The sequence below is a fragment of the Dactylosporangium sucinum genome (genome assembly GCF_014647515.1).
GTDB classification, from domain to species: domain Bacteria; phylum Actinomycetota; class Actinomycetes; order Mycobacteriales; family Micromonosporaceae; genus Dactylosporangium; species Dactylosporangium sucinum.
In genome coordinates this window covers 1-7,369 of record NZ_BMPI01000146.1, presented here as the reverse complement: position 1 = coordinate 7,369, position 7,369 = coordinate 1, and the positions used below count along the sequence as shown (strand labels likewise).

Sequence of the window (7,369 nt, the reverse complement as noted above, 5' to 3'; positions counted from 1 at the left end):
TGCGTCGCCAGCGCAACGGCCGTGTCATGCAGACCGTCGCCGCTCTCAGCAGCCCAGTCCGCCAGCCGCGCCGCCTGGGCGCGCAGCGCCCGCTGCGACCGCGCGGACACCATCCACACGGTCGGCCCGTCCAGCGGGCCGGGCTGCGGCGAGGGTGCCGGGTCGCCCTCCTCGATGACCACGTGGGCGTTGGTCCCGCTGATCCCGAACGACGACACACCGGCCCGGCGCGGGCGGCCGTTCGGCCAGGGACGCGGCTCGGTCAGCAGCGACACCCGGCCGGTCGTCCAGTCCACGTGCGGGGAAGGCTCGTCGACGTGCAGGGTCGGCGGCATGGTCTGGTGCTGCATCGCCAGGACCATCTTGATGACCCCGGCGACGCCGGCCGCGGCCTGGGTGTGGCCGATGTTGGACTTGACCGACCCGAGCCACAGCGGCTCTTCCCGGTCCTGGCCGTACGTGGCGAGCAGCGCCTGCGCCTCGATCGGGTCGCCGAGCCGGGTGCCGGTGCCGTGGCCCTCGACAACGTCCACGTCGGACGGTGACAGGCTGGCATTGGCCAGCGCCTGCAGGATCACCCGCTCCTGCGACGGGCCGTTGGGTGCGGTGAGGCCGTTGGAGGCGCCGTCCTGGTTGACCGCGGAGCCCCGGACGATGCCGAGCACGCGGTGGCCGCGGCGGCGGGCGTCGGAGAGCCGTTCGACGACGAGCATGCCGACGCCCTCGCCCCACGCCGTGCCGTCGGCGGCGCCGGCGAACGCCTTGATCCGGCCGTCGGCGGCGAGGCCGCGCTGGCGGCTGAACTCAACGAAGCCGCCCGGGGTGCTCATCACCGACACGCCGCCGACCAGGGCCAGGGTGCATTCGCCGTTGCGCAGCGCCTGGGCGGCCCAGTGCAGCGCGACCAGCGACGAGGAGCAGGCGGTGTCGACGGTGACGGCCGGGCCGGTGAGGCCGAGGACGTAGGAGACACGGCCGGACATGACCGAGGCGCCGCTGGTGGCGACGTGGCCCTCGGCGGTGGCCGGGTTGGCGCCCATCAGGACGCTGTAGTCCTGGCCGTTGGTGCCGACGAAGACGCCGGCGGGCTCGCCGTGCAGGGCGAGCGGGTCGATGCCGGCGTGCTCCAGGGCCTCCCACGACGTCTCCAGCAGCAGCCGCTGCTGCGGGTCCATGGCGAGGGCTTCGCGGGGGCTGATGCGGAAGAAGCCGGCGTCGAACCCGGCGACGTCGGTGAGGAAGCAGCCCTGCCGGACGTAGCTGGTGCCGGGCTGGTCGGGGTCGTCGTTGAACAGGCGGCTGACGTCCCAGCCGCGGTCGGCCGGCAGGTCGGTCACGCCGTCGCGGCCGCCGGCGACGAGGTTCCAGAACTCGCCGGGGCTGGTGACGTCGCCGGGGAACCGGCAGGACATGCCGACGATGGCGATCGGCTCGTCGGTCGCGGCGGCGGTGACGCTCCCCTTGGCCGCCGCGGGCGCGCCGCCGCCGGTGCCGAACCGGTCGGCGAGGTAGCCGGCGAGGGCGTCGACGCTGGGGTAGTCGAAGACGAGGGTGGCCGGCAGCCGCAGCCCGACCGCACCGGCGAGGCCGTTGCGCAGCTCCACCGCGGTCAGCGAGTCGAAGCCGAGCTCGGTGAACGCCCGGTCCTGCGGCAGCGAGGCCGCGGAGGAGAACCCGAGGACGGCGGCGACCTGGCCGCTGACGAGGGCGGCGAGCGCGGCCGTGCGCTCCTGCGGGGACAGGGCGGCGTAGTGGCCGGCCGGGGTCGCGGCGTCGCCGCGGCCGGCGACCCGCCGGGCCGGGGCGATGGCGAGGCCGCGCAGCAGCGGCGGCACCGCGCCACGCAGCTGGGCCGCGTCGATCCGGGTGGGCACGAGCAGCGCCAGGTCGGCGTTGACCGCCAGGTCGAGCAGGCGGGTGCCCTCCTCGCTGGTGAGCGGCGCGCCGGCGCGGGCGAGGCGGCGCTGGTCGGTGACGCCGAGGCGGCCGTTCATGCCGCCCTCCTCGGCCCAGGCGCCCCAGGCGAGCGACACGCCGGTGAGGCCGGCGGCGCGGCGTTGGGCGGCGAGCGCGTCGAGGAACGAGTTGGCGGCGGCGTAGTTGGCCATGCCGGCCCCGCCGAACAGGCCGGCGGCGCTCCCGAACAGCACGAACCGCTCCAGCGGCAGGCCGAGCGTCAGCTCGTGCAGGTGCCAGGCCGCCTCGGCCTTCGGGCCCAGGACCCGGCCGAGCCGTTCGGCGTCCTGCGACTCGATGACGCCGTCGTCGGTGACGCCGGCGACGTGCACGACACCGGCGAGCGGCCGGTCGGCCCCGGCGGCCGTGAGGAGCCCGGCGAGGGCGTCGCGGTCGCCGACGTCGCACGGCACGAGCTCGACGACGGCGCCGGCCGCCTCGAGCTCCTCGACGAGCTCGGCGGCGCCGGGCGCGGCGGGGCCGGAGCGCGACACCAGCAGGAGGTCCCGCGCGCCGTGGGCGACGAGATGCCGGGCGACGACGGTGCCGAGCGCGCCGGTGGCACCGGTGACGAGGATCCGGCCGGCGAGGTTCCAGTCGGCGGGCTCGTCGGGCAGCGCCGGGGCGCGGCCGAGCCGCGGGACGAGGACCTGCTCGTCGCGGACGGCGAGCTGCGGTTCGTCGCCGTCGGCGGCGAGCGCCCACGCGGCGGCCGGGACGGGGCCGCCGTCGATGTCCAGCAGCACGAACCGGCCCGGGTGCTCCGACTGGGCCGAACGCACGAGTCCCCACACGGCGGCCGCGACGGGGTCGATGGCCGCGCCGGAGGTGACGAAGAGCAGTCTCGCGGTCTCGTCGTGGTCGTCGCCGAGCCACTGTTGTACCGCGAGCAGCGCCCCGCTCGTGGCCGCGCGCAGGCGGGTCACCAGGTCGGTTTCCGCGGCGACGGGGCTGTGCACGACGAGCGAGCCGGCGCCGCCGGGTCCGGTGTGGACGGTGAACCCGGCCGCGGCGAGGTGCTTCGCCACCGCGTGCGGGTCGGCGCCCACGACGGTCCACGGCCCGGCGGGGGCGGCGACGTCGGTGGCGGCGGGGGTCCAGTCGAGCGCGAACATCGCGTCCCGCAGCGACGGGCCGCGCCCGGGCCCGGCGGTGACGGGCCGCAGGACGAGGGAGCCGACGGACACGACGGGCTCCCCGCCGGCGTCCACGGCCAGGATGGCCACACCGCCCTCGGCCGCGGGCCCGACCCGCATCCGCAGGTGGGTGGCCCCGGTGGCGTACAGCCGCGCGTCGGACCAGACGAACGGCATGCCGTCGGCGCCCTCGGCACCGGCGGCGGCCAGGGCCTGGGTCGCGCCGTCGAGCAGCTGCGGGTGGATGCCGAAGGGGCTGTCCCGGTCGGCGACGTCACCGGGCAGGACGACGTCGGCGAAGACGTCATCGCCGCGCCGCCAGACGTTGCGCAGGACCTGGAACGCGGGCCCGTAGACGACGCCGGCGGCGGCGACCCGCTCATAGAGCCCGTCGATCGGCACCGGCTCGGCGCCGGCCGGGGGCCAGGCACCGAAGTCGGCGCCGGGGGCCGGCCCGGGGTTGTCGGTGAGGGTACCGCTGGCGTAACGCACCCAGTCCTCGTCGTCGCCGGTGGCGGCGTAGATGCCGACCTCCCGGTCGCCGCCGTCGCCGGCCGGCTCGCCGACGGTGACCTGGAGCCGGACACCGTCGCGGGCGGGCACGGCGAGCGGCGCGTGCAGGGTCAGCTCCCGCACGGCCCGGCGGCCGACCTCGTCGGCGGCGCGGACGGCGAGCTCGAGCATGGTGGTGCCGGTGACGAGGACCGTCCCGGCGACCTCGTGGTCGGCGAGCCACGGCTGGGCGGCCAGGGACAGCCGGCCGGTGAGCATACGGCCCTGCCCGCCGGCGACGCCGACGGCGGCCGGCAGCAGCGGGTGGCCGGTGTCGCCGAGCCCGGCGGCGCGCATGTCGCCGGCGCCGCCGGTGGCGTCCAGCCAGTACCGGCTGTGCTCGAAGGCGTAGGTCGGCAGCGCGACGGGCGTGGTCGCGGCGCCGCCGTTGAGCAGGCGGGGCCAGTCGACGCCGACGCCGGCGGTGTGCAGGACGCCGGCCGCGGTGAGCAGCTGGAGCCGTTCGGGCTCGTCGCGGCGCAGGGTGCCGGTGGTGACGACGTCGACGCCGGCGTGCTCGGCGGTCTCGACGACGTTCGCGAGGAGGACGGGGTGGCCGGCGGCCTCGACGAAGGTCGTGTACCCGGCGCGGGCCAGCGCCTCGGTGGCGTCGGCGAAGCGGACCGGCTCGCGCAGGTTGGCGCGCCAGTAGTCGCCGCCGGCGTCCTCGCCGGTCATGAGCGACCCGGTGACCGTGGAGTACCACGGGATGCGCGCGGCGGCGGGCCGCAGCCCGGCGAGCGCGACGCCGGTGTGCTCGGCGGCCGCGGCGACCAGCGGCGAGTGGGAGGCGAAGTCGACGGCGAGGACCCGGGTGCGGACCTCGCGTCCGGACCGCTCGGCCAGGCCGGCGACCCAATCCCGGACGAGCGCCTCCGGCCCGCTGACGGCGACAGCGGCGGGCCCGTTGACGGCGGCGACGGTGATCCCGCCGGTGAGCCAGCCCTCGACCTCGGCGGGCGGGGCCGCGACCGAGGCCATCGCGCCGGGCTCGGTCAGGTCCCGCAGGGCCCGGGACCGGACGGCGACGACCTGCGCGCCCTGGTCGAGGGTGAGGACCCCGGCGATGACGGCGGCGGCGACCTCGCCCTGCGAGTGGCCGACGACGGCGTCGGGCGTGACGCCCACCGATTCCCACAGCCGGGCCAGGGACACCATCAGCGCCCACAGCACCGGCTGCACGCGCTCCACCGAGCCGAGCCACGAGTCGTCGGCCAGCACGGTCCGCAGGTCGAAGTCCACCCACGGGGCGAGGGCCCGGGCGCATTCGTCGATCGACGCTGCGAACACCGGTTCGGTGGCGAGCAGTTCGGTGCCGAGGCCGGCGCGCTGCCAGCCGTGGCCGGGGAAGACCAGGACGGTGCGGCCGGGGTTGCCCGGCGCGGCGCCGGTGATCTCGCGCAGGCGCAGGATGAGCTCGTCGCGGGTGGCGCCGGTGGCGACGGCGCGGTAGGGGAAGTGGGAGCGCTGGGTGGCCAGGGCGACGGCGGTGTCGACGAGGCCGTCGCGGCTTTCGGCGGCCCAGTCGGCGAGGCGGGCGGCCTGGGCGCGCAGCGCGGCCTCGGACCGCGCCGACACGAGCCACGCGGCCGGGGCTTCGACGGGGTCGGGCCGCGGCGCGGGGTCGCCCTGCTCGATGATGACGTGGGCGTTGGTACCGCTGATCCCGAACGACGACACCCCCGCCCGGCGGGGCCGCCCGTTCGGCCACGGCCGGGCCTCGGTGAGCAGCGACACCCGCCCGGCGGTCCAGTCGACCTGGGGCGTGGGCTCGTCCACGTGCAGGGTCGCCGGCATGGTGGCATGCTGCATCGCCAGGACCATCTTGATGACCCCGGCGACCCCGGCCGCGGCCTGGGTGTGGCCGATGTTCGACTTCACCGACCCGAGCCACAGCGGTTCGTCACGGTCCTGGCCGTAGGTCGCGAGGAGCGCCTGCGCCTCGATCGGGTCGCCGAGCCGGGTGCCGGTGCCGTGGCCCTCGACGACGTCCACATCGGACGGTGACAGACCGGCGCTGGCCAGCGCCTGCAGGATCACCCGCTCCTGCGACGGGCCGTTGGGGGCGGTGAGACCGTTCGAGGCGCCGTCCTGGTTGACCGCCGAACCGCGCACCACGCCCCAGACCCGGTGGCCGTTGCGGCGGGCGTCGGACAGGCGTTCCAGGACGAGGACGCCGACGCCCTCGGCCCAGCCGGTACCGTCGGCGGCGCCCGCGTAGGACTTGCAGCGCCCGTCGCCGGCCAGGCCGCCCTGCCGGGCGAACCCGGCGAACGTCCCGGGCGTGGCCATGACGGTCACGCCGCCGGCGAGGGCCAGGCCGCATTCGCCGTTGCGGATCGCCTGCACGGCCAGGTGCAGCGCCACCAGCGACGAGGAGCAGGCGGTGTCGACCGTCATCGCCGGCCCGGTCAGGCCGAGCACGTAGGCGATGCGGCCGGACAGGGCGCTGCCAGCGTTGCCGGTGTCGACGAAGCCCCAGACGCTGTCGGGCAGGGAGGGCAGCCGGGAGACGTAGTCGTGGTACATGAGGCCCGCGAAGACGCCGGCCTGCTCGCCGCGCAGCGAGCCCGGGTCGATCCCGGCGCGCTCCAGGGCCTCCCACGACGTCTCCAGCAGCAGCCGCTGCTGCGGGTCCATGGCCAGGGCCTCGCGGGGGCTGATGCCGAAGAACCCGGCGTCGAACTCGGCCATGCCGGGCACGAACCCGCCCTCGGCGAGGTACTCGCGGTCCAGCGTCGCGTCGAAGATCCGGTCGACGTCCCAGCCGCGGTCGGTGGGGAACGCGGCGATGCCGTCGCCGCCGGTCTCCACGAGGTGCCAGAGGTCGTCCGGGGAGAGGACACCGCCGGGGTACCGGCAGGCCATGCCCACGATCGCCACCGGCTCGTCGACGACCTTGGCCGTGTGGACCGTGACCGTCCGGGCGACCCCGCCGAGCCGGTCGCGGAGGTACGCGGCCAGCGCCCCGGGGTTCGGGTAGTCGAACACGAGCGTGGCCGGCAGCGACAGCCCGGTCACCCGGGCGAGGCTGTTGCGGAGCTCGACGGCGGTGAGGGAGTCGAAGCCGAGCTCGTTGAACGCCCGCCCGGCCGGCACCGCGTCCGCGGAGGCGTGCCCGAGGACCGCGGCGACCTGGGCGCGGACGATGCCGAGCAGCTCGGCGTCGGTGAGCCCGGCGAGGCTCCCGGCGCGCCCGGCCAGCGGCCCGTTGGCCGCGCCGGCCGCGGCGTCGCGGCGGCTACCGCGGATCAGCCCGCGCAGCAGCGCCGGCACGGTCTGGCCGGCCAGCTGGGTCCGCATCCGGGGCAGGTCGAGCCGGGCCGCGACGAGCAGCGGCGACCCGGCGCCGAGCCCGGCGTCGAGGAGGGCGAGGCCGAGCTCGGCGGTCAGCGGAGCCCCGGACTGGGCGATGCGACGCCGCTGGGCGTCGTCGAGCCGGCCCGCCATGCCGGTCTCCTGCTCCCACAGCCCCCACGCGAACGACGTCGCCGGGAGGCCGAGCGCGTGCCGCTGTGCGGCGAGGGCGTCGAGGTAGGCGTTGCCGGCGGCGTAGTTGGCCTGTCCCGGGGCGCCGAACACTCCGGAGGCGCTGGAGAACAGCACGAACGCGGTCACCGGATGATCCGCGGTCAACTCGTGGAGATAGCGCGCGGCGACGGCCTTCACCCGCAACACGGCGTCGAGCCGCTCCGGAGTCAGCGACATCACCATACCGTCGTCCA

1 protein-coding gene is annotated in these 7,369 nt (G+C 76.6%); it reads right to left on the bottom strand.

Annotated elements, in window-relative coordinates:
• Positions 1-7,369: type I polyketide synthase (locus IEZ31_RS55200; protein ID WP_190258200.1), on the bottom strand; the 7,369-nt coding region annotated here is incomplete at both ends.